Source organism: Streptomyces alboflavus, assembly GCF_000716675.1.
Lineage (GTDB): Bacteria > Actinomycetota > Actinomycetes > Streptomycetales > Streptomycetaceae > Streptomyces > Streptomyces alboflavus.
The window spans coordinates 41957-64358 of record NZ_JNXT01000027.1 but is presented as its reverse complement, the minus strand read 5'-3'; the positions used below and the strand labels follow the sequence as shown (position 1 = coordinate 64358).

General features: G+C 73.3%; 15 protein-coding genes. 5 read left to right on the top strand and 10 right to left on the bottom strand.

Annotated features, from left to right (window positions below):
* Positions 1 to 238 precede the first annotated feature (238 nt).
* Genes OO63_RS21375 through OO63_RS21355 form a run of 5 tightly spaced genes read left to right on the top strand, consistent with a single transcriptional unit; the run spans position 239 to position 7638 of the window.
* Positions 239 to 1501 (top strand): phenylacetate--CoA ligase family protein, encoded by a 1263-nt coding sequence (locus OO63_RS21375; protein WP_030360598.1) that lies wholly within the window; start codon positions 239 to 241, stop codon positions 1499 to 1501.
* A complete protein-coding gene (locus tag OO63_RS21370; RefSeq protein WP_051811056.1) occupies positions 1498 to 2757 on the top strand; it encodes an MFS transporter in 1260 nt (419 codons plus the stop codon). The genes OO63_RS21375 and OO63_RS21370 overlap by 4 nt, the downstream gene beginning before the upstream one ends.
* The gene (locus OO63_RS21365; protein WP_051811055.1) at positions 2754 to 3917 is read left to right on the top strand and encodes a GNAT family N-acetyltransferase; all 1164 of its coding nucleotides are present in this window, start codon (positions 2754 to 2756) and stop codon (positions 3915 to 3917) included. The genes OO63_RS21370 and OO63_RS21365 overlap by 4 nt, the downstream gene beginning before the upstream one ends.
* Positions 3914 to 5083, top strand: a complete 1170-nt coding sequence (locus OO63_RS21360; RefSeq protein ID WP_030360595.1) for a LuxE/PaaK family acyltransferase — start codon at positions 3914 to 3916, stop codon at positions 5081 to 5083. Before OO63_RS21365 ends, OO63_RS21360 begins: the two co-directional genes overlap by 4 nt.
* A complete protein-coding gene (locus OO63_RS21355) occupies positions 5080 to 7638 on the top strand; it encodes an acyl-CoA reductase (protein WP_051811054.1) in 2559 nt (852 codons plus the stop codon). Before OO63_RS21360 ends, OO63_RS21355 begins: the two co-directional genes overlap by 4 nt.
* Before the next feature lie 102 nt (positions 7639 to 7740).
* On the opposite strand, the gene OO63_RS21350 is transcribed toward OO63_RS21355, so the two are convergent.
* The 10 genes from OO63_RS21350 to OO63_RS42330 form a co-directional block, all read right to left on the bottom strand.
* Positions 7741 to 8088: a DoxX family protein gene (locus OO63_RS21350; RefSeq protein ID WP_030360593.1), complete on the bottom strand. Its 348-nt coding sequence runs from the start codon at positions 8086 to 8088 to the stop codon at positions 7741 to 7743.
* 143 nt (positions 8089 to 8231) lie between these two features.
* Positions 8232 to 9263 carry a hypothetical protein gene (locus OO63_RS21345; RefSeq protein ID WP_030360592.1) on the bottom strand — a complete coding sequence of 344 codons (1032 nt, stop codon included), beginning with the start codon at positions 9261 to 9263 and terminating at the stop codon, positions 8232 to 8234.
* The gene (locus tag OO63_RS21340) at positions 9250 to 10590 is read right to left on the bottom strand and encodes an MFS transporter (protein WP_030360591.1); all 1341 of its coding nucleotides are present in this window, start codon (positions 10588 to 10590) and stop codon (positions 9250 to 9252) included. Before OO63_RS21340 ends, OO63_RS21345 begins: the two co-directional genes overlap by 14 nt.
* The gene (locus tag OO63_RS21335) at positions 10587 to 11489 is read right to left on the bottom strand and encodes a hypothetical protein (protein ID WP_030360590.1); all 903 of its coding nucleotides are present in this window, start codon (positions 11487 to 11489) and stop codon (positions 10587 to 10589) included. The genes OO63_RS21340 and OO63_RS21335 overlap by 4 nt, the downstream gene beginning before the upstream one ends.
* A gap of 85 nt (positions 11490 to 11574) precedes the next feature.
* Positions 11575 to 12891 carry a biotin carboxylase N-terminal domain-containing protein gene (locus tag OO63_RS21330; protein WP_030360589.1) on the bottom strand — a complete coding sequence of 439 codons (1317 nt, stop codon included), beginning with the start codon at positions 12889 to 12891 and terminating at the stop codon, positions 11575 to 11577.
* A gap of 73 nt (positions 12892 to 12964) precedes the next feature.
* Positions 12965 to 18154 (bottom strand): non-ribosomal peptide synthetase, encoded by a 5190-nt coding sequence (locus OO63_RS47590; RefSeq protein WP_063750437.1) that lies wholly within the window; start codon positions 18152 to 18154, stop codon positions 12965 to 12967.
* Between the two features lie 29 nt (positions 18155 to 18183).
* Complete coding sequence (locus tag OO63_RS42335; protein ID WP_051811053.1) at positions 18184 to 19359, bottom strand: phosphonoacetaldehyde reductase; 1176 nt, start codon at positions 19357 to 19359, stop codon at positions 18184 to 18186.
* Positions 19349 to 20503 carry a phosphonopyruvate decarboxylase gene (aepY, locus tag OO63_RS21315; protein WP_030360586.1) on the bottom strand — a complete coding sequence of 385 codons (1155 nt, stop codon included), beginning with the start codon at positions 20501 to 20503 and terminating at the stop codon, positions 19349 to 19351. The genes OO63_RS42335 and aepY overlap by 11 nt, the downstream gene beginning before the upstream one ends.
* Positions 20500 to 21324, bottom strand: coding sequence for an isocitrate lyase/phosphoenolpyruvate mutase family protein (locus tag OO63_RS21310; protein ID WP_033264323.1), 825 nt, complete (start codon positions 21322 to 21324; stop codon positions 20500 to 20502). The genes aepY and OO63_RS21310 overlap by 4 nt, the downstream gene beginning before the upstream one ends.
* Positions 21325 to 21518: 194 nt before the next feature.
* A complete protein-coding gene (locus OO63_RS42330; protein ID WP_030360584.1) occupies positions 21519 to 22364 on the bottom strand; it encodes a TauD/TfdA family dioxygenase in 846 nt (281 codons plus the stop codon).
* Between the last annotated feature and the right edge of the window lie 38 nt (positions 22365 to 22402).

Below are 22402 nucleotides of genomic sequence, written 5' to 3'. Positions count from 1 at the left end.
CGCCGTGCGCGCCTTCCCTGCTGCCCATGGAGTCACTTTTGTACGCCTATGGGGCCTCGGCCGACACGGCCGCCGACGACCCGCTCTTAGCCGGCGCGTCCCCAGCCGACGCGCCCTCAAGCGAACCCTCCTCAGCCGACGCGTCCCCAGCCGGCGCGCCGTCCGCACGGGCTCCCCCACCGCGTACCGCCTCCGCAGCAGAAACCCGAACCAGAAAGACCGAAAAAGGAGCCCCGTGATGCCTGCCCCCTCGCTCCGCGAGTTGGTTTCCTTCGCCCGCGAACGCTCGCCCTACTACCAGGAGCTGTACGCGGGCCTGCCCCAGGGCGTGGACGAGCCCACCGCCCTGCCCGTGGTGGACCACGCCGCCTTCTGGGCGGCCAACACCCTGCGCGACAACCGCGTCCTGACCGGACCGCTGACCGACGCCTCGGTCTTCAAGACCGGCGGCACGACCGGAGCGCCGAAGTTCTCCTGCTACGCGCGAGAGGAGTGGCGGGAGTTCGTCACCGCGTACGGACGCGGCATGACCGCCGCGGGACTGCGCCCGGACCACCGGGTCGTCAACGCCTTCTACGCGGGGGAGTTGTACTCCAGCTTCCTGTTCACGCACATGTCCCTGGAGCACGCGCCCGTCACCAACGTCCGCCTGCCCGTCAGCGGCAGCGCCTCGCCCGCCTACACCGCGGCCGTCGTCGAGGACTTCGACGCCCAGGTCCTCGCCACCCTGCCGACCAAGCTGTGCCAACTGGCCGACCACCTGCTGGCCCAGGGCCGCACCCTGCCGGGCGTCGAGCTGCTGCTGTTCGCCGGGGAGGCCTTCTTCGACGACCAGCGCCCGCTCCTGGCCAAGGCGTTCCCCAACGCCCGTGTCCAGTCGCTCGGTTGCGCCAGCGTGGACGCGGGCCTGCTCGGCGAACCCGTCCCCGGCGACGACCCGTCGCTGCACCGCCCGTACCACCCCGAGACACTCGTCGAGATCCTCGACGAGGACACCGGCGAGCCGATCACCGAGCCCGGCCGCGCGGGCCGACTCGTCGTCACCGCACTGACCCGTCGCCTCATGCCCGTCATCCGCTACCCCGTCGGCGACCGGGCCGCCTGGAGCGAGCGCGCGGACGGCACCTTCCGGCTCGCGGGCCGCTCCGGCGAAGGGGCCCGGGTCAGCGGCGTCACCCTCTACACCGCCGACGTACGGCAGATCATCGCCGCCTGCGACACCGAGGGCCTGGTGACCGGCGTGCAGTTGGTCGCCCGCCGCCGCGACGGGCGCGATCTGCTGGCGCTGCGCCTGGCCACGGCCCGGCACGAGCACCCCCCGGCGGTCCTCGGCGAGGCCATCGCCGCCGGGATCCGCGCGGCCCGCCCGGAGTACGACCAGTTCGTCGCCGCCGGTCAGCTGCACCCGCTGGAGGTGGAGTGGAGCTCCCACCGCGACCTCGTCGTCAACTCCCGCTCCGGCAAACTCATCGGCGTCGTCGACGAGCGGGTGGCCTCGTGACCGACGTACGCACCCGCCCGCTGCTGCTGCGCAACGCCGACTTCGCCAAGGTGTGGACGGCACAGGTCGCGGCCCAGGGCGCCTTCCGCATGCTCCAGGTCGGCCTGGTGTGGTGGATCGTCAGCCATGTGGCCGCCGAACGCCGCGGTCTCGCCACCGGACTGCTCATGGTCCTCGGCACCCTGCCGGCCGCGCTGCTCGTCCCCGTCGTCGCCCGGGTCCTCGCCCGCCACGCCAGCCGAGACGTGCTGCGCCGCACCACCTGGGTCGCCGCCTGCGTGGCCGCCGCGCTCGCCGCCTGGGCCGCGCTGGGCACCGTGCCCCTGGCAGCCGTCTACCCCGTCGCCCTCGCGCTCGCCGTCTGCCAGGCCTTCTTCGACCCGTGCATCCCCACGTCGGTCACCGCGCTCGTCGACGCCGAGGACATCGAGAACGCCACGGCGGTGACCCTGGCCACGCTGTCCATGGCCGGTCTCGCCGGGGCGTTCACCGCGCCGCTCCTGGTCGAGCACACCGGCCTCGCCGGACTCGTCCTGGCCTGCGCCGCCTGCTACGCGCTCTCCGGGACGGCGGCGGGCCTGGCCCGCTTCCGGCCCCCGCAGGCTCCGCCCACGCCCGCGTCGGCCCCCGACAAGCGCCGACTGCGCGACATCCTCACCGGCCTGCCGCTGCTGCGCTCGATCCTGCTGTGCCTGGCCGCGGTGAACCTCTTCTCGACCGCTGTCTTCGTGATCTTCCCGCTGTACACCAAGTCGGTGCTGCACGCCGACGCCACCACCTTCGCCCTGCTCGAAGCCGGGCTCGGCGTGGGCACCCTGCTCGGCGCGCTCAGCGGCAAGCACCTCACGGGGCGCGCCACGAGCGTCGGGGCGGTGTGCGTCACCGGGTTCGCCGTCGCCCTGGCGCTGCCCGGCGTGATCGCCCAACGGCCGGTCGTCATCGGCTGCCTGGTCGTGGCCGGGTGGTGCGTCGGGGCCGTCGGGGTGCGCTTCGTGGCGCTCTTCCAGCGCGCCGTGCCCGCGGCGGACAAGCCGGGCTTCTTCGCCCTCATGCAGGCCATGATCGGCGCCACGTTCCCCGTCGCGTCCCTGGTCTTCGGCCTGCTCGGCGACCACCTCTCGCCCCAGACGCTCTGTCTGATCCAGGCCGTCGGCGTGCTGCCCGCCGCCTGCGCGCTGTACGCGCTGCGCGGCCGCGAGCACGCCCTGACCACGGCCCCGCCCACCCGAACCGCGCTCCTGGAAGGCAAGGCGTGACCACCCCTGCCCCTCTCATCACGCGTGCCACCGCTCACGACGTCGCCGAGCTGCGGCAGCTCTACTTCGCCGTGTACGGCTCCGACTACCGCATCAAGCTCGGCACCTGCCCGCAGACCATGGCCGACACCATCGCCGACCCGGCCGTGACCTGGCTGGTCGCGCGCCTGCACGGCAGCGGCCAGGTCATCGCCTCCGCCCTGCTGCGCCGCGACCCGGCCGCCCGCATCGGCCGCCTGGAAGGCGTCGCCGTCCACCCCGACCACCGCGTCGCCGGGCTCGCCGCCGGGATGCTGGAGCGGCTCTGCGCCGAAGCCCTGGGCCCCGCGGGCGAGTTGGACTCGGTGTACGCCGCGGCCCGCACCGCCACCCGCGGCCCCCAGCGGATGCTCCTGCGCACCGGTTTCCGGCCGATGGGCGTCCTGCCCAACGCGACGCTCTTCCGCCGCAGGGAACACATCGCGCTCATGGTCCGCCACCGCGACGGCGTCCTGGCCCGGCGCGCGGTCCCGCCCCGGCTGAGCCCCGAGGTACGGCCCCTGGCGCAGGCCGCCGAACGCGCCGCGGGCATCGGCGTCAGCCCCGCCGTGCCCACCGCGATACCCGCCCCGCCGCCCGCCAGGCCGCGGGAGCGGCAGGTGGAGTTCGAGCGGATCGAGGCGGCCGATTTCGTACGCCGCCGCCATCAGGAGCTCCAGGGGGCGCGCGGGAACGTCTTCTACCCCTTCCACCAGCCGAACACGATGCTCACGCCGGTCGGCGGCGGCTTCGAGGTCTATGCCGCCCTCGACCCGTCTCTGCTCACCTGCGCACTGGTGGACATCACCCCGGACGTCCTCCTGACGGCCTCGCTCCTGGAGCAGATCGTCGAGTCGGTCGAGGCGGCGGGGGCCCGCTATGTCGAGGCGCTGCTGCCGCTGCGCGACCAGGACGCCCTGCGTGCCTTCCACGCCCAGGGCTTCGTGCCCAGCGCCCTCTATCCGGCGATGCGCCGCGTCGGCGACAGCTTCGAGGACTACGTGGTCGTCTCCCGCGCCCCGCACCACCTGGACTTCCGCACGGCGGACATCGACCCGAGCCTGCGGCCCTACATCGAGCACTACTGCACCGCCTGGACCTCCACCTATCTGACCACCACGGACAGCAAGGAATCAGCGTGAATCCGCATCTGGCCCCCCTCGACGTCCCCGACGGGTCCGCCCTGTCCGCCGTCCAGCGCCTGGGCGACCTCACCGAGCCCTACCTCGCCCCCGCCGCCACCGACGCCCTGTTCACCGAGGCCCTGAACGAGGCCAACGCCTGGCACGCGGAGCGCTCACCGTTCTTCGGCCGGCTGTGGCGGTCCCGGCCGCGTACACCGCTGACCACCGCTGCCGACGCCGCGGACCTGCCCTACCTGCACGCCAACTTCCTGAAGCAGCACGAGGTGTTGTCGATCCCGCGCGAGGACGTGGTGCTGCACCTGACCTCCTCGGGCACCACGGGCCAGCGCTCGCAGATGTTCTTCGACACCTGGTCGATCCGGGCCGGCCAGCGCATGGTCGCCCGCATCTTCGACCACTACGGCTGGATCACCCCCGACCAGCCGGTCAACTACCTCGTCTTCGGCTACGAACCAGCGCCCGGCGCATCCCGGGGCACCGCGTTCACCACGCACTACTTCTGCGACTTCGCCCCGGCCAAGGGCGTCTTCCACGCCCTGCGCCACAACGGCACCGACCACGCCTTCGACCCGTTCGGCTGCGTCGACACCCTGGTCCGGTACGCCGAGGAAGGGCTGCCGGTGCGCATGTTCGGCTTCCCGTCCTTCCTGTACTTCACCCTCAAGCAGCTCCGCGCGCGCGGCGTGCCGCCCCTGCGCCTTCCCGCCGACTCCCTGGTGCTGCTCGGCGGCGGCTGGAAGGGCCACGCCGACCAGCAGATCGGCAAGGAGGAGCTGCACGCGCTCGTCGAGGAGCAGTTGGGCATACCGGCCGACCGGGTCAGGGACGGCTACGGCTCGGTGGAACACAGCGTCCCCTACACCGAGTGCGCCCGTCACCGCTTCCATGTGCCCGTCTGGTCCCGGCTGTTCGTCCGCGACGTACGCACCCGGCAGGTCCTGCCGTACGGGGAGCAGGGCTATCCGCACTTCCTGGCACCGCACATGACGTCGGCCCCCGTGCACAGCGTCCTGATGGGCGACCTGGTGTCCCAGTACCCGGGCTCGGAGTGCGGCTGCGGCATCGACACCCCCTACTTCACCATCCACGGCCGGGCAGGCACCGGCAAGAACCGCAGCTGCGCCGTCGCCGCCGCCGAACTCATGAAGGGAGCAGCCGCGTGAGCGAGCTGAACCACCTCTGGCAGGGAACCCGGATCGACGACGCCGAGGCGGCCCGCCGCCTTCCCGGCCTGCCGGACCTCGTGATCGACGCCCTGCGCCGCCCGCTGCCCACCGACGTCGTGATCGAGGCCTGCGACCGCCTCGCCCGCGTCCTGGACACCGCGGACCATCCGACCCGGGCGAAACTCGCCCAACTCCTGTACGCCGCGGGCAAGTCCACGGACGAGGCGGACGCGGCCTTCGCCGTCCTGACCTCGTTCCTGGGCCGGGAGGGCCTGGAACGCAAACTGCGCGCCGAGCTCGGTGACGTACGCCCCGACCGGCTCACCCGCCCCGACCCCCGCAGGCTCACCTTCGAGACCTGGGCGCCGGTCGGCCTGGTGGTCCACATCGCGCCGGGCAACGCGCCCACCGTCGGCGCCCTGACCGTCGTCGAGGGCCTCCTGGCCGGCAACGTCAACGTGGTGAAGGTCCCCGGCTCGGACGGCCTGTTCACGCACGAGCTCCTCGCCGCGCTCGCCGACTGCGACCCGACGGGCCTGATCGGGGCGTACACGGTCGTGCTGCGCTTCGGCTCCGGCCGCACCGACTGGCTGCGGCTGCTGTGCGGGGCGGCCGACGCGGTGGCCGTGTGGGGAGGCGAGGCCGCGGTCGAGGGGGTGGCCGCCCATGTCCCGCCCGGCTGCCGCCTCGTGGAGTGGGGCCACAAGATCTCCTTCGCGTATCTGACCGCCGACGCGTGGGCGCGGCCCGACACCCTGCGGGCACTCGCCGACGACGTGTGCCGCATGGAACAGCAGGCCTGCTCAAGCCCGCAGGTGATCTACCTCGACACCGACGACACCGACGAGGTGTTCGCCTTCGCCGAGCGCTTCGCCCCCGCCCTGTCCGAGGCCTCCGCCCGCACCCCCGCACCCGACCTCGGCCTCGCCGAACAAGCGGAGATCACCAACACCGAGATCGTGGCCGAACTGGAGGAACACCTCGGCCTGACCCGCGTGATCGCCGCCCCCGACGGCTCCTGGCGGATCATCGCCGACACCCGCTCCGCCCTGCGCGCCTCGCCGCTGTTCCGCAGCGTGTGGGTCAAACCCCTGCCCCGCAAGGACATCCCGGCCGTCCTGCACCCCATGCGCCGCTACCTCCAGACCGTGGGCCTGGCCGCCGACCGGCCCGACACCGCCGAACTCGCCAGGACGTTCTTCGGCGCGGGCGCCCTGCGCGTCACCGCCCCCGGCGGCCAGCTCGACAGCTACTCCGGCGAGCCGCACGACGGCGTGTACGCCCTGCAGCGCTACAGCCGCCGCGTCAGCCTCCAGGCCGACGAACGCTTCGCCACCGACGGCTGCCTCGACGACCTGACCGCCCCCGGTCCCCGGCTCCCCGCCCCCGAGGGCCCCCTGACGACCAAGTCCGACGCGCTCGCCGCCCTCGACTCCGTCCACCCCGACCACGCGCAGCTGTACGTCCGCAGCGGCGGCAGCACCAGCGGCCCCGCGACCTGGGTCTACACCTGGGACGACTACGACGCCCAGATGCGCGCCGCCGGCGAGGGTCTCCTCGCGGCGGGCTTCGACCCTCGCCACGACCGGGCGGCGAACCTCTTCATGCCGGGCCAGATGTACGGCAGCTTCACCAGCTTCTTCGACATCCTGGAGCGCCTTGCCGCCACCCAGATCCCCTACGGGGTCCACGCCGACTTCGAGGCGGTCGCCGACGCCCTGATCCGCTACCGGGTCAACACCCTGTTCGGAGCCCCCTCCTACCTCCTCCAGCTGTTCGCCGCCGAGGGCGAGCGGCTGCGCGATCACGGCCGCGTGGAGAAGGTCTTCTACGGCGGCGCCCACCTCACCGACGCCCAACGACGGGTTCTGCACGACGAGTTCGGCGTCAAGGTGGTCCGCTCCGCGATCTACGGCAGCAACGACCTCGGCCCCATGGGCTACCAGTGCGACCACGCCACCGGGGCCGTCCACCACCTCTTCACCACCCAGCTCGACCTGGAGATCCTCGACCGCGCGGCGGACGGCCCCGCCCCCGCGGACGAGCCGGGCCGCCTGGTCTTCACCCCCAGGACCCGCCTCGGCCAGCGACTCGACCGCTACGAGACGGGCGACCTGGGCCGCTGGATCCCCGGCCCCTGCGCCTGCGGCAGGCAGACGCCCCGCTTCGAGCTCCTCGGCCGCTACGGCGACACCGCACGCGTCGGCGCCTTCTTCATCAGCCACCAGCACCTGACCCGCGTCGCCGCCGAGGCCTTCGGGTACGCGGGCGAACTCCAGCTGGTCCTCTCCGAAGGCCTGGAACAGGAGCGCCTGACGATCCGCCTGGACCACCGCCACGCCCCGGACCCCGCCACCGCCCGCCGCCACTTCCTCACGCACTACCCCGAACTGCGCAACGCCGTCGAGGAGGCCCGCATGGCCGACGTCGAGGTCCACGTCATCGACAGCGCCCACTTCGAACGCGGCGCCACCAGCGGAAAACTCCGCAACATCATCGACCGCCGCCCCGCGGCCACCGGCCGTCCCACCGAACCGCAGCCGAGCCACTAGGAACTCCCGCGCCCGCCGCTCCGGCGGCGGGCGCGGGCCGGCACCGGCCCACGAACAACCACAGACACACCACTGCTGACGGCCTGAAGGCGAAAGGCCCGTTCAGGCGGCAAGCCCCAGCGCCAGCGCACCGACGACCGGAGCGGCGTACACCAGCGGGAAGGGAATGTGGGCGTACCAGCGCGCCCGGACCACGGCGACGACGGCACCGGCGAAGTACAGGACGAGCCCGATTCCGGCCGCGGCCCCCACCACCGGCAGGAACAGCCCGGCCACGAGCCCGAGCGCCCCCGCCGCCTTGGCCGCCCCCAGCCACGGCAGCCACGCCATCGGAATGCCGTAGTCGGCCATGGGCTCGACGACCCACTTGGCCCGCAGGAAGACGGACGCAGCGGAGAAGCCGGTCATGGCGGCGGCGACGAGGGTGACGACGATGTGGGCGGTGGACATCAGATGGGCTCCTCTGCGAACGAGTGCGCCGGCGCGATCCCGCTCCCGGCCGGGCCGGTGCGGCCCGTCACCGCCATGACGCACCGCGTCGCGGGAATGTGACCGGCGAGCGCCAGGAACTTCGCGCCGACCCCGATCGTGAGCTACGGGACCGCCACCACCCGCGTCCGCCGGAACCCCTCCGTGCGGAAGCGTCCCGCGAGCTCCGCCTCCACGCCGCCGTCGGCCTCCGCCACCCGACCGGCCCGGTCCCCGCCGTCGGCCCCGGACAGAATCAGCAGATCGTGCCCCGGCCCCGCGGCCCCGACCTCGGGCCACGTCGGAGTCGCACCCTCGTGCCGCCCCCACGTCACCACAAGGGCCGGGTCCGACAGCGACCGCAGGGTGAGGAACTTGTCCACGAAGCCGCCGCCGAGCTTCGGCGTGAGCACCTGCGCGGGGACGGGTGCGAAGCCGAAGCGGGTCTTGAAGTTGAAGAGGCCCGGCTGGACGACATGGCCGAAGAGCGAGGGGTCGTTGCCCAACGAGGCGTATGCCAGGCCCTGTTCACGGGCGAACTGGAGAGCCTCCGCGTACGCCGCCCGCATCACCCGGCCGGACCGGGCGTCCGCGGCCGACGCGGAGTAGCGCATCTGGAGCACCGAGTCCTCGGGGCGGATCCACCACAGGGAACCGACCAGCATGGCACCGTCGCGCGTGGTGACGCAGACGCTGACGTGCTCGTCGGCGCCCGCGAGCAGCCGGTCCCTGCCGCGCCGCGCGAAGTTCTGCCCCCGCGGCATACCGGCGATCTGCTGCTCGTACAGGACCAGGAACTCGTCCACGAGATCCTCGGTCAGGCCCACGCGGACATCGAGCCGCAGCTCCTCGTCGTGGACGAAGCGGGTGCCGAGGCGGATGTTGCGCCGCTCGGTGCCGGAGAGCGCCGCCTCGAAGGCGGCCCGGGACTCCTGGACGGGGGCGCACCAGTTCAGCCACTTCGGGCGGGCCACGAACCCCAGGGCGGCCAGGTCCGCGTCGACGGCCCCGGAAGGGTCGACGTCGGACTCGGCGAGCCGCACGATGTCGATCGGCGGCCCGTCCGCCCCCGCCCCCGCCGCTTTCCAGGCGTGGCTCTCCGCCTCCGCCCGGTCCACCGTGGCGATGACGAGGTGGTCCTGCTCAACGATCTCCACGTGCCCCTCCCTTTCCCACTCCGTCAGCCACTCCCGTGCCCACTCCTTCTGCCACTCCCTCTGCCACTCCTTCAGCCGCCGCTGTCTCGGGGCGTTCCGGCGTCCCCCCTCCGAGGGTGCTCGTGCCCCGCCGCACGTGCACCGCCCAGATCACGTTGGCCGCGGCCCACAGGCCGAGAGCCGGCAGCCAGTACCAGTAGCCGTCCAGGCGGCTGGCCCAGGCGTAGAGGAAGCCGGAGAGGGGGGCGGCTCCCGTGATGAACATGCGGATCGTGGCGTTGGCGCGGCCCGCGACGTCGGACGGGATGGTCTCCTGGCGGTAGGTGATGGACGCGACGTTGCTCACGGCGACGGCGAAACACTCCACCATGAAGCCGAGGACCCGTACGGGCAGAATCGGTACGGCGATCAGCGCGAGTCCCGCGAAGCCGATCAACTGGCACACCAGAATGCGCCGTTCGGGAGTCCACAGCGGCAGGAAGTGCGGGGCCACCCGGCTCGCCCCGGCCCCCGTGAGCAGGCCGATCGCCATCACCGCGGAGATCACGGTGGTGTTCATGCCCTGATCGCCGAACTCGGTGATCAGCGCCGGTTCCAGCTGCCCGATGGCCAGATTGGTCATCGACATGGTCACGACGAGCCACAGGATCTCGCGCTTGCCGACCCAGCGGAAACCGATCGCGAGGTCGCGACGGATGTTGATCTTCTCCGGGCTCGCCGCGACCGCGGGCAGCAGCATCGCGACGCAGCCCGCGACCACGTACAGGAGCGCGATGCACAGCGTGGCGGCGGCGGGCCCGAGCAAGGTGAAGCCGACGCCGCCGAGGACCAGGCCGATGACCTTCGACAGCTCGATGGCGGAGTTCAGCTTGGCCACGGCCACGGCCCTGCCGGGCGCGCTGATCAGCTTGGGGATCAGGACGAACTGGCCGGTGATCGCGCTCGCCACGCCGCCCACGCCCGAAAGGAGCACAAGCACCGCCACCGACACCTGGCTGGACAGCGTCGCCGCGAGGAACACCAGGCAGAGGGCCTGCTGGAGCTGCGCGAGCACGAAGATCAGACGCTTGTCGAAGCGGTCGATGACCGAGCCGAGGAACGGCGAGCCGACGTAGGTGACCCCGCGCAGCGCGAAGGAGACGAGGGACAGCGCGACGGAGTCCGACTCGGCGAGGACCGCGAGCGGGATCACGATGCCGAGCTGCCAGTCCGCGACCTTCGAGAACATCGACGAGGTGATCAGGACGCGCAGGACCCGCCTGTCCCGCGGCACCGGGCCCGGCGCCGGGCCCGAGTCCGCCCCCAGGGCCGGTTCCGGGGCCGTCATGCAGTCACATCGCCGGGTCGCTCCGGGGCGCCGAGGCGGCGGGCCAGCTCCGGGTGGGCGCACAGGGCAGCGAGGCCCCGGGCCGTGTTGGCCTCCACGCCGCCGTCGTCGACCTGGTGCACGATCCAGCCCCAGGAGTCCGCGTACTCACGGAACAGCTTGGCCGTCTCGTCCTGCATCCGGCTGAACGACTCCTCGCTGCGCTCGCCCGCGGGCCCGTAGTCCTCCAGGGCGCCGACCGCCCCGTTCTGCGCGGTGCGCCAGCGGTACGCGTACGAGGACGGGCCGTCGACGAGGATGCCGACGTCGGGGCGGAGCAGCGACGAGCCGAAGACCAGGTCGAGGAGGCCGCGCAGCGTACGGGTCAGCTCGCCGACCGCGGCGGCGGCCGGGTCGCCGCCGTCACCGGAGTCGCCTTCCGCGGCCAGCCGCTCGGCGACCGCGAGTTCCTTCAGGACGTGCTTGATGGGGTACGACTCCTGGACCACGATCGCGCCCCTGGCCAAGGCCTTGCGGGTCACCTCGGAGGCGAGCAGCACATTGCCCGCGATCTCCACGAACGCGGCCGCGAGGGCGCCCGACGCCTTGTTGCCCATGACGGGCTCGGCGGCCAGATGACGCTCCCAGTCGTGGTCGCGCCAGTCGTCGTAGCCACGGGGGATGTCCAGCGGCTCGCCGTCGCGCAGACCCGCGCCGTACAGGGTGCGGAAGGACTCCAGCCACAGCTGCTGGAGCGGCACCGCGGGCCAGGGGCCCGCGGTCTCCTCCAGGGCGGACCGCCAGGTGACGGTCACCACCTCCTGGCCGCTGTCGCGCACGCGCTCCTCGAAGGCGCGGCACAGCGTGCTCTTGCCGATGCCGTCGATGCCGAGGAAAGCGACGGTAAGACCTTGGCTCATGGGTATTTCCTCCTGGTGTTCAGCCGCTGTCCCAGCAGCACTTCTGATCGGTCCCCGCGCTCGGCGCCGCATTCGGCGGCCGTGCTCAGCACTCCGCGTCGAGCCGCCGCGTGATCTCCTCGACGTAGCAGCGCAGTCCCGTCACGCGGCTGCCCTCGACGGCCTTGCGCACCAGGCGGGCGGCGGCGGCACGTGAGGTGTCCGTGGCCAGGGCCTGGGCGAGGATGAGTTCGTAGGTGACGGGACGCGCGGGGTCCACCGACCGGGCGTACGCGACGCCGTCGACGTCGGGAAGGTCGAACCGGTCGAGCGTGCCCACGTCCGGGAAGTCGGCGAGCTCCTGCGGGTGGACGAAGAGCCGGGCCTCCAGGCAGTGCCGCGTCCGGTCCACGGGGTGCGCGGCGGGGGAGACGGGCTCGCCCCGGGCGATGCGGAGCTGGAGTTCCACGAGGTCGGTGAGATCCGTGCGGTCCGTGCCGAGCTGGCTCTCCGACATCTGGTAGGCCAGCGGCAGCCGGCCGTTGACCTCCAGGAAGTAGTAGCGGTCCGGGCCGACGATGAACTCCACCGTCATGACGTTGGTCAGCCCGAACTCCCGGGCCACCAGGGCCGCGTCCGCCCGCATGGCCGCGAGCACCTCCGTGTCGACGCCCGCGACGGGGGACGCCTCCAGGAGCTTCAGGCCGTCGGCCACCAGCAGGCTCTCGCGCTCGCCGAGCGGAAGGACGGTGCCCTCGTGGTCCACGGCGAGGGTGACCCCGACGACCTGGTTCACGGGCAGGTACTTCTCGACGTACCAGGAAGTCCCCGCTGCCCCGTCGGGGCTCCCCGCCGCCCCGTCACGGCTCCCGTCGGTGCTCCCCGCGACCGCCCGCTCGACGTCGGCCTCGGTGTGGGCGATGCGCACCGCCTGTCCCCCGTAGCCGAACTCCGGCTTGAGGACGACCGGCAGGCCCATCTCCCGGACGTGGGCGAGTATCTCGTCCCGGCCCCGGCCCGAGGCGTGCGGCAGCACCGGTACGCCGAGCCGGCGCGCGGCCTCGGCGGCCGCGGCCTTGCTGCCCGCGAGCCGCAGCGCCGCCGACGACGGCCCCACGAACGTCACACCCCGCTCCTCGAGACCGGCCACGAAGTCGGCGTTCTCGGCGAGCGAGCCGTAGCCCGGATACACGGTGTCGACGCCGCTGCGGTCCACGGCGTCGAGGACGCGCGCGGACGAGTCGTAGGTGTCGGGCAGACCCCACCCGTCGACGGCGACCTCGTGGTCGGCCGCGGCGGCGTGGACCGCGGCCTGGGTGTCGGTGCGGGCGCGAAGCGCGGTCGTCCGCAGGCCGAGGCCGCGGCAGGTCTGAGCGGCACGCACCGCGATCGCGGCGCGGTTGGCTATGAGGATGTGCTGCATGGGGTCGGGTCTCCTGTCAGGGCCGGTCAGGGGCAGCGGACGTCAGGGGCAGCGGGCGTCAGGGCAACGGCCGTCAGGGACAGCGGGCCAGGCGCTGGAGCAGCCGCCCGCAGGACGCCGCGAGCCGCCGGATCCGGGACTCGTCGTCGACATCGGCGCTGTACTGCCACTTCAGCCGTACGGTGGCAGCGCCGGGCCCCGCCCCCGCCCCCGGCCCCGGCCCCGGCCCCGTATCCGTCTCCGTCTCCGTCTCCGTCTCCGCGTAGATCTTGACGCGGTACGGCTGGGTGCGGTCGAGGGTCATCTCGATGCCGACGTCGCCGTGGCGCGGCCGGAAGGGGCCCGCGGTCTCCAGTTCGTGCATGTGCGAGCCGAGGAAGTTCAGATAGACGTCCGGCGCGGGCAGCGCGGCGATCCGGGCGCGTACACCCGGGTCGTCGTGCAGGTGGCGCAGGGCTCCCCAGGTCTGCTCCATGTCGCGGATCTCGCCGATCTGCGCCCGCAGCGCGGCGGCGGTGACGGTGTCCGTGGCACCGGGGCCGGGCAGGGCGAGGACGTACGGCGTGATGCTGTTGAGCCAGCCGACCGCGTCGAAGTGGCCGGGCCCGCCGGTGAGGTCGGTCCTGCCGTGGCGGCACACCTCGACCGCGCCGCCGCGGCTGCCCGACTCCTCGGCGAGGGCCGCCGCGAGGGCCGAGATCAGGAGCTCCTCCTGACTCGGGGCGCTGATGCCCGCGGGCAGCGGGACCTCGGTGTCGAAGGCCCTGATGTGGCTCAGGTGCATGCTGCCGTCCGGCCGGTCGGCGGGCAGCGGGGCACACCGCGACCAGGGAAGGGACTCCCAACGGCGTACGAAGAACTCGTCGAGCGGCCCGTTCGCGAACCGGCGCAGCGTGCCCGCGTGCGCGGCCCACGAGGACGCGGGGGCGGGCGACACCGCGCCCTGCTCCGCGCCGACGGCCGCCGCGTACAGCGTCCCGAGATCCCGCGCGATGATCTTCAGGGACATGCCGTCGGCGATGAAGTGGTGCAGGACGAGCAGCAGCCGGTGGCCTCCGCTGCCGGACCCTCCGCTCCCCGCGAAGAAGGCGGCCCGCCAGACGGGCCCGTCCCGCAGGCTCAGCGACTGCTGGAGGAGGTCGGCCTCCTTCAGGAAGGCCCGCTCGACGGCCCCCTCGTCGTCACCGGTGTCGGGGAGTTCGTGCCAGGACAGGGGCGCGCGGGCCGTGCGGTCCGTGACCGGTACGGGCGCGTCGGCGGGTCCGGTGAGCCGAAGGCTCAGCGCGGGGTGCCGCTCGGCCAGCGCGTCCAGGGCCTCGCGCAGGGCGCCCCGGTCCACGGTGTCCGCGACGTCCAGGAGCAGCGAGACGTTGTAGTGGTCGGCGTCACGGTAGTCCCACTCCAGGAAGCGGAGCTGGGCCGGGGACAGCGCCGTCGGCGACTCGGCGGCGGCCGGCACGGCGGAGGGGGCCGGACCGCGGGCCTCGACCGTGTCCGCGAGCTCGCCGAAGGTCTCCGCGCCGTACAGGTCGGCGACGCGCAGCACGATGCCGAGGTCCCGGGCCCTGATGGTCATCTCCATCGCGCTGAGGCTGTCGCCGCCGAGCGCGAAGAAGTTGTCCGCGGCCCCGACGTCGGCGACGCCGAGGACGTCGCGCCACACCCCGGCGAGCCCCTCCGCCCCGGCGGACCGGGGCCGCGCCGCCTCGCGCAGCGCACGGCGGTCGGTCTTGCCGTTGGGGCTGAGGGGGATCTCGGGGACTTCGACGATGCGGTGGGGCAGGGCGTAGGCGGGCAGGTGCCGGGCGAGGTGGCCACGCAGCTCGGCGGTACGGCCTTCGCCACCCGCCGTACCCGGCACGCCTCCGGCGTCCCCCGCCGGCACGACATACGCCACGAGCCGCAACGCGTGGTGCCCCCGCTCCGCGACGACGGCGGCGGCGCGGACCGACGGGTGTCGCAGCAACCAGCCCTCCACCTCGCCCAGTTCCACCCGGTGCCCGCGGATCTTCACCTGGTCGTCGGCGCGCCCCTCGTAGGCGATGCGGCCGTCGGGCAGCCTGCGGCCCAGGTCGCCCGTGCGGTAGAGGCGCTCGCCGGTCCTGAACGGGTCGGGCAGGAAGCGCCCGGCCGTCAGCTCGGGCCGGTCGAGGTAGCCGAGGGCGAGGCCGGGGCCGCCGAGGTGGATCTCGCCGGTCTCGCCGTCGGCACAGCGCTCGCCGTCGCGCAGGATCTCGACGACCGTGTGCGGTACGGGTCGGCCGATGGTGATGTCGGTCCCGGACCCGGAGGCGGCGGCGCGGGGGCCGCCGGACGTGGGCACCCGCTCGTACAGCGAGAAGATGGACGTCTCGGTGGGGCCGTAGATGTTCCACAGCGCGACCGCGGGCGCGAGGGCCTCCGCGAGGGCGGGCGTCAGGCTCTCGCCGCCCGAGACGACGCTGATCCCGCGCGGCGGCCGCCAGCCGAACGCGGTGAGCGCGGCGAACATCGACGGCGTGCCCATCACGAACGAGGCCCGGCGCGCGGCGAGCGCTGCTTCGAGCAGTTCGGGGTCGCGGGCCACGGCCCGGTCGACCAGGTGCACGGTGCCCCCGGCGACGAGGGGCAGGAGCAGCTCCAGTTGGGCGAAGTCGAAGGAGAACGCGGCCATGGCGAGCACCGAGTCGTCCTCGGTGAAGCCGAACGCGTCCCTGCTGTGCCGCAGGATGTTGACGATGCCGCGGTGGGCGAGCACGGCGCCCTTGGGGGTGCCGGTGGAGCCGGACGTGTAGATGACGAAGGCCGGTGCGTCCGGCGAACAGGCCACCGGTGCGAACGCCTCCGCCACCGACGCGGGCGCCGCCGCCTCCTCCGCCTCCCCTGCTTCCCCTGCCTCCCCGCAAGGCGTGCCCGGCTCGTCGACGTGCACGAGACGCGTCCCGTCTCCGAGCGGAGGCCGCGGCAGCCCCCGGCACGTGAGGACAGCCGCGGGCCGGGCGTCCCCGATCATGAAGCGGAGCCGGTCGGCCGGGTACTCGGGATCGAGCGGCAGGTACGCGCAGCCGGCCCGCAGCGCCGCGAGCAGCCCCGCCACCAGGTCGCGCGTGCGGTCCAGATGGATGCCGACCCGGTCGCCGGGCCGTACCCCGGCCCGGCGCAACAGCACGCCGAGTTCGTCCGCGCGGGCGAGCAGTTCGGCGTACGTCCAGGAGCCGGACGCGTCCTGCACGGCGACGCGCTCGGGCGCACGCGCGGCCCGGGCGGCGACCAGCCCGTGCACGGTCTCCGGCGCGGAGGCCACAGAATCCCCGGGCGCTTCGGACAACCCGGGCACCCCGAACGCCCCCCGGAACAGGGCGAGTTCCGCCTCGACGCTCTCCACGATCGATGTGCTCCGCTTGAACCCGTGCCGTTCGCCCTCGAACACCAGGTGCCGGTACGGCGCCGCGTCGGCCCGCACCCCCGCCAGGAACCGCTCGGCCTGCGCGGGCGGGCAGATCGGGTCGGCGCTGCCCTGGAGCAGCAGGAACGGCACGTCGACACGGTCGGCGGCGTGTGCGGGCGAGCGCGTCAGATAGTCGCTCTCGGCCTCGGGCCAGGGGCCGACGAGCGTGTCGAGGTAGAACGCCTCGAAGCCGTGGTTCTGGGTGTCGCGCCAGGTCACCGGGTCCAGGACGGGATAGTGCAGCGCCGCGCAGCAGTAGGTGTCGAGGGTGGTCAGGGACACCGCGGCGGTCCAGCCGCCGGCGCTCGCCCCGCGGATGGCGAGCCGGTCGGGGTCGGCGGCGCCCTCGGCCGCGAGGGCCTCGGCGACCAGGGCGCAGTCCGCCACGTCGGCGATGCCCCAGGCGTGCCGCAGCCGTTCGCGGTACTGCCTGCCATATCCCGTCGAGCCGCCGTAGTTGACGCCCACGACTCCTATCCCGCGGCTGGTGAGGAACGCGATCCGCAGGTCGTACGCCATGGGGAAGCGGCTGGTGGGACCGCTGTGGGCGAAGACGACATAGGGGGGCAGCTCCCCGGGCAGGGCAGTGAAGCCGGGGTTGCGCGGCGGGAAGACGACGGCGTGCACCGGGCGGCCGTCACCGCCGTGGAAGGTGCGGGCCTCGGGCACCGGAAGCACGTCGGCGGGCGCGGTCGCGCGCGGCTCCGACAGGGTGGTGTACGTACCGTCGGAGGTGTCGACGCACACGGCCGTGAAGTCCCGGTCGGCCCGTGCGCCGATCGCGATCAGCCGGTGGCCGTGGCTCACGAGCAGGGGCTCCCACTCGGTGAACGGGACGGGCAGGGCCGTGAGTTCCCCGGTGGCCGGGTCGAGTACCGACAGGGCCATGGAGTGGGTGCCGTGCACGACGGCGAGCCGGCCGCCGGGCAGCGGCGCACACCAGGTGAGCCCGATCTTGGTGAGCGCCCCGGCGAACTCCTCCTCGCGCGGGCACACGGCGACCACCCGCGGGGTGCCGCCGCCGAGGTCGGCCCGGTGCACGTTCCACCAGCCGGAACGGTCGGTGATCACATAGAGGTCGCCGTCGTCGGTCCACTCGACCTGGGCGACGGACTCCCCGGGCCCGCCCGCGACGACGCGGGCCGCGGCCAGGGTGTTGTCGCCCCGGATCTCGGCGACACAGGCCTCGCTCGCGTCCCACGGCATGTCGGGGTGGTTCCAGCCGATCCAGGCGACGTGCCGCCCGTCCGGCGCGACGCGCGGCCCGGTCAGGAAGTCGTGCCCGGACGCCAGGGTGCGCAGCAAGGCACCGTCCTCGGCGGCCGAACCGTCCAGCGGCACCGCCACCAGTTCCCGTACGGGGACGCCTCCCGGAGCGGTCCGCTCCCGTACGCACCAGACCTCGGTCGGTACCGCCCCCGCGGCGGCGGGCAGCACCGGGTCGACGAAGGTCAGCGCGGACCCGGGCGCGGCCACGGGTGTGAGGGGCCGGGGCGCGGCGCCGGGGGCGGCCGGGTCGTGGCGGTAGAGCCGCTGGTCGTCGGCGTGCACGAAGACGATCAGCGGACCGTGCTCGGTGGCCGCGCCCGCCCAGGCCCGGCCGCCGTACTCCATGACCCTGCTGCGCACGTTCCACGGCGCGGGCAGGGCACTGCGCGCCCCGCCGCCGGGCTCGGCGCGCATGAGCGTCGTACGCCCGCCCTCCTGGGGCAGCCGCTCCGACCACCAGATCTCGTCGCCGACGAACCCGGGCCAGTTGGGGTGGCTGTCCGTCGCCGCGACGTCCGCCGCCGAAACGGGTGAACTCCATGCCCCGTAGGGAGCGGCCTGTGTCATGACTGCTGTTCCTTCCGCTTCCTACCGCGTCAGCACACGGCGCGGAGCGCCCGCAGCACCAGCGATTCGTCCAGTCGTACGGGGTTGTTGGCGGCCCGCGCCGTGGAGCCGAGGCCCGCGGCGACGTACTCCGGCAGCTGCCCCTCGGTCAGGCCGTAGTCGGAGAGCCGCGAGGACCAGCCCGACTGCGTGAGCAGCTCGCCGAGCCTGCCGGGTACGCCGACGGGGTCGAGGCCGAAGGCGGCGGCCACCGCGTCGAGTTGGGCACGGACGTGGGCCGGGCCCCGGTCGTCCTCGCAGTGGGTGCCGGACCGCTCGGTGTTGTAGGCGAACAGCCACTGGAGGTTGAGCAGGCAGGCCACGCCGTGCGGGACGCCGTGGTGGCTGGTCAGCCGGTAGGCGAAGGCGTGCGCGGCGGTGGTGCGGGTGACGTTGATGGCGCGGCCCGCGTCGATCGCCGCCCGGGCGAGCTGCTCCCGTACGGCGGCCGACGTGTCCTTGACGCCGTCGCCGAGCGGTCCGGTGAGGGCGCCGAGGGCGCGCAGCGCGTCGGCCCGCGAGCCCTCCTGCGAGCGGCGGGCCCACAGCGACTCGACGGCGTGGCACAGCGCGTCCATGGCGCAGCTCGTGGTGACCTCCGCCGGGCAGGTCGCGGTCAGCTCCGGGTCCACGACGGAGCAGGTCGCGGCGGCCGTCGGGTGGTCGAAGGAGAACTTGCGCTCCCCGTCGTAGACCGTCGCGAACTGCGTCACCTCGCTGCCCGTGCCGCTGGTGGTGGGCACCAGGACGAGGTCCCCCGCGGCCGGCAGCGGGTCGGCGCCCGCGCCCAGGCAGGCCCGGGCGGCGGCGCCGTCGGCGGGCAGGGCCCGCACCATCTTGGCCACGTCCATGGCACTGCCGCCGCCGAGCCCCACGACGAGGTCGGGGGCGACGCGGTCGCGCAGGGCACAGCCCGCCAGGACGTCGTCGAGCACGGGGTTGGGCCGGAAGCCGGAGAACACGTGGTGGCGCGGGGAGTCCAGCCAGTGTCCGAAGCCCGCCCGCCGCAGGCCGCCCTCGGTGGCCACGACCAGGACGCGGCGCGCGCCGCGGGAGTCGACCATGGCGTCGAGGCGTCGTACCGCGCCCGCCCCGAACACCACCTCGACGCCGCGGCGCGCGCCCGACGCGGCCTGCGCGCCGTGCCCGCCGGGGTCAGCCGCCACCGGTGTGCTCCACACGAAGCCGTGCCGCGAAGCCCTCGCGGATGTCGGTCGTGGTCATGGCGGCCGTGGCCCGGGAGAAGGCGGAGGCCCCGGCCGGGGCGACGGGGACGACGATCAGGTGCGGTCCGCCGCCGCCGAGCGCCGCGGTGAGGGCCTCGGTCACCTCCGCCACGGAGTCGCAGACCCGTGCCGACGCGTATCCGGCGCCCTCGCCCACGGTGTCGAACCTCGTGGTGTGCGAGGTGGTGGCCTGGCCGCCGGTGGACTCGTACGAGCCGTTGTCGAAGATGACGTGGACGTAGTTGTCCGGTGCCGCGGCGCCGACGGACGACAGCGTGCCCAGGTGCATGAGGGCGGCGCCGTCGCCGTCGAGGACCACGACCGGCGTGCCGGGTTCGCGCAGGGCGACGCCCAGGCCGAACGCGGCGGCGTGCCCCATCGAACCCTGCATGTAGAAGTGGCTCTTGGAGCCGGTGACGCCGAACAGCTCGCGGGAGGTGTAGCCGGTGGTGGAGACCACCGCGGCGCCCTCGAGGAGATGCTCGATCGCCCGCAGCACCTCGACCCGGCCGAGCCCGTGCTCCCGGGAGGCGGCGGCAGGCTCGGCGGCCTTCTCGCCGTCCTTGCCCCCCGCCCCGGCGGCCTTCTCGATGGCTCCCTTCTGGGTGAGCACGAACACGGTCCGGCCCGCGGCCAGTTCGGCCTCCGCGCGGTCGAGCACGTCGGCGAAGTCGGCGGCGGTCGCGGTGGCCGGCACCGTCAGGTGCGGCACGTCCATCGCGTCGAGCAGCCTGTGCGTGGCCAGGCCCATGACCTCGTGCTGGGGCTCGTCCTGACCCGGGTCGGGCCAGCCGCGCAGGCTCATGAAGACCAGGACCGGGATCCCGTACGTCGCGGTGAGCGAGGCCAGCGGGTTGACGAGGTTGCCGAGCCCCGAGTTCTGGGCGATGACGGCGGCGCGGTGTCCGGCGACGGCGGCGCCCGCGGCGGCGGCGAGGGCGGCGCCCTCGTTCGCGGCCGGGAGGTAGACGCCGTCACGGGTCAGCCGCTCGATCGGGCCGCTGAAGTAGGAGCACGGGACGCCGGCGACGAAGTCGAAGCCGCGGTCCGCGAGCGCCGTGCAGAAGTCGTCGTTGGATATCACGCTTCCAGGGCCAGCCAATCCTGAAGTCGCTGGAGAGCGAACACGTCGGACACGGGGGCGATCTCGGATTCGACACCGAGGGACGTACCGTCCCGGTAGATGGTGCCGAAGGTGGTGCGCAGGGCCTGGACGGTGGCGCGCAGCCCCTGGTTGGCGTAGATCACGACGGAGACGCCGTGCTTGGTCGCCTCCGCCGCGGACCACTGCGGGTAGGTGGTCGGCACGATGACGACGGGCTTGCGGCCGTCCCAGCCGTCGAGGAACTCGACGATCTCGCCCTCGTCCTTCTTCTTGGAGTGGATCAGGATCGCGTCGGCGCCCGCGTCGGCGTAGGCCGTGCAGCGCTTGAGGGCCTCCTCGACGCCGAGGCCGTCGATGAGGGCCTCGGTGCGGGCGATGACGTAGAAGTCCTCGCCGCGCTGGGCGTTCTTGGCCGTCTCGATCTTGTGCGCGAAGTCGGTGAGCGGCAGCAGGGTCTGTGCGGCCTCCGCGAAGCTGTTCACCTTCGGGTACAGCTTGTCCTCGATGGCCACGGCGGTGATGCCCGCCGCCTCGTACTCGTGCACCATGTGCGCGACGTTCAGGTTGTTGCCGTAGCCGGTGTCCACGTCGGCGACGACGGGGATGTCGATCGCCTTCTGCATGTTGGCGGCCGCGGCCAGGTACTCGGTCATCGTCAGGACGCTGGCGTCCGGCAGGCAGCGCGAGGCGGACACCTCCAGGCTTGAGGACCACACCGCCTGGAAACCGGCCTGCTGGGCGAGCGTCGCGCCCATCGCGTCGTGTGCGCCCGCGACCCGTACCAGGTCGCCTTGGGACATGACTTCACGGAAGGAGGCCCGATGAGAGGTCAAGGTTGCTGCTCCTTTGAGTCTCGCCGGAGGCACGGTCGGCAGACCGTTTCCCGACGGCGGTTGGAAGGTGCGTTACGGCACACGGATGTGCGGCGGCGAACGGCGAAGAAGCGAGCGGACGGCAGGGGTCACCGCGGCGACTCGGCGGCGGTGACGGTGAACTAGGAGACGTCGGCGGCGATCCAGGTGCGCAGCATCAGCCGCTGGTGGCCCTGGTCGCTGTCCTGGAACTCCACCCTGCCGTGCAGGGTCCACCGGTTGTCGATGAAGATCATCTCGCCTTCCCCGAGCCGGTCCTGGGACCGCAGCTCCGGGTCGTCGAGCAGGGCGTCGAACTGGTCGAACGCCTCGATCTGGGCTTCGGTCAGGGGCGGGACACCGTCCCTGCGGTGACCGATCTCGATGTATTCGCGCAGGTAGTGGACGCGGTCCCGGCCGTCGTCGGTGTGCTCGAGGACGGGGCGCAGGACCGTGCGGGCAGCACCCGGGGTGTCGTCGCGGGTGTCGAAGTACACGGGCCTGCGCAGCGTGTCGAGCACGTCGGGCCGCTCGCTCAGGCGCGCCACGATGTCGGCGAGCCGGACGAGCACGAGGTCACCGCCGACGGCGGCCTGGTGCACGCAGGCGAGGGCGAAGTAGTCCGGCACGTCGGTGGGCCGGTGCGGGGAGTCGGTGTGCAGGCTGCCGCCGGTGCGGGAGTCCGAGTAGCGTCCGGTGGCGCCCTCGCCGAGCTTGACGCCCCGGTAGCGGACCTCGCGCAGCAGGGTGCCCTTGCTGTCCTGCGGTACGAGCTCGCCGAGGGCGGCCGACGCGGTGACGGCGAACTCCCGGTACTCCTGCTCGTCGAAGTGGCCGAGGCCGGTCAGGACGAAGAAGCCGGGGTCGCCCTCCAGGCAGCGGCGGGCGTGGGGCAGCAGTTCGGCACGCAGTTGCTCGCGCGTAGCGCCCTTGCGCAGATGCGCGGGGAGCTCGAAGCGCACCGGATCGAAAGCGTGGTGCGTGGTCATGTGGTGGGCCTTTACGGAAGTCGGCTTACGGAAGACGG

Excerpts from the sequence above, each read along its gene's own strand:
- OO63_RS21375 (WP_030360598.1), top strand. The coding sequence starts at position 239 with ATGCCTGCCCCCTCGCTCCGCGAGTTGGTTTCCTTCGCCCGCGAACGC.
- OO63_RS21350 (WP_030360593.1), bottom strand. The coding sequence starts at position 8,088 with ATGTCCACCGCCCACATCGTCGTCACCCTCGTCGCCGCCGCCATGACC.
- OO63_RS21340 (WP_030360591.1), bottom strand. The coding sequence starts at position 10,590 with ATGACGGCCCCGGAACCGGCCCTGGGGGCGGACTCGGGCCCGGCGCCG.
- OO63_RS21335 (WP_030360590.1), bottom strand. The coding sequence starts at position 11,489 with ATGAGCCAAGGTCTTACCGTCGCTTTCCTCGGCATCGACGGCATCGGC.
- OO63_RS21330 (WP_030360589.1), bottom strand. The coding sequence starts at position 12,891 with ATGCAGCACATCCTCATAGCCAACCGCGCCGCGATCGCGGTGCGTGCC.
- OO63_RS47590 (WP_063750437.1), bottom strand. The coding sequence starts at position 18,154 with ATGACACAGGCCGCTCCCTACGGGGCATGGAGTTCACCCGTTTCGGCG.
- OO63_RS21310 (WP_033264323.1), bottom strand. The coding sequence starts at position 21,324 with ATGTCCCAAGGCGACCTGGTACGGGTCGCGGGCGCACACGACGCGATG.
- OO63_RS42330 (WP_030360584.1), bottom strand. The coding sequence starts at position 22,364 with ATGACCACGCACCACGCTTTCGATCCGGTGCGCTTCGAGCTCCCCGCG.